Genomic DNA, 311 nt, shown 5'->3' with positions numbered 1-311 from the left:
TGGTGGTCCGCACCGTGCTCGATCCGGACATGCAGGGCAAAGTGCGCGTGACCGTGGTCGCCACCGGCCTGAACCGCGTTTCGGCCAGCAAGACCCATCGTCCGGGCGAGCGCGCACCGATCAAGCTGGTCCGCAATGCCACGACCGGCCAGCCGGAGTTCGGCGACTTCGACAACGGCGGCGACGCCGTGTCCAAGGCCGTCGGCGGCATGGGCATGGGCATGGGCCTGCGTCGTGCCAGCAGCGACACCGCGGCGGCGTCCGCACCGTCGGCCCCGGCCGCATCGGCCACGGCGGCGGCGGAACTGCCG

Annotated in this window: 1 pseudogene; it reads left to right on the top strand. The window is 72.7% G+C overall.

The annotated features are described in order from the left end of the window. A pseudogene (locus EN869_RS33955) lies at positions 1-311 on the top strand (hypothetical protein); the annotation flags it as partial.

The organism is Mesorhizobium sp. M2D.F.Ca.ET.226.01.1.1, from assembly GCF_004022705.2.
In the GTDB taxonomy this organism is placed as follows: domain Bacteria; phylum Pseudomonadota; class Alphaproteobacteria; order Rhizobiales; family Rhizobiaceae; genus Mesorhizobium.
This window is presented reverse-complemented; position numbering and strand designations above follow the sequence as displayed.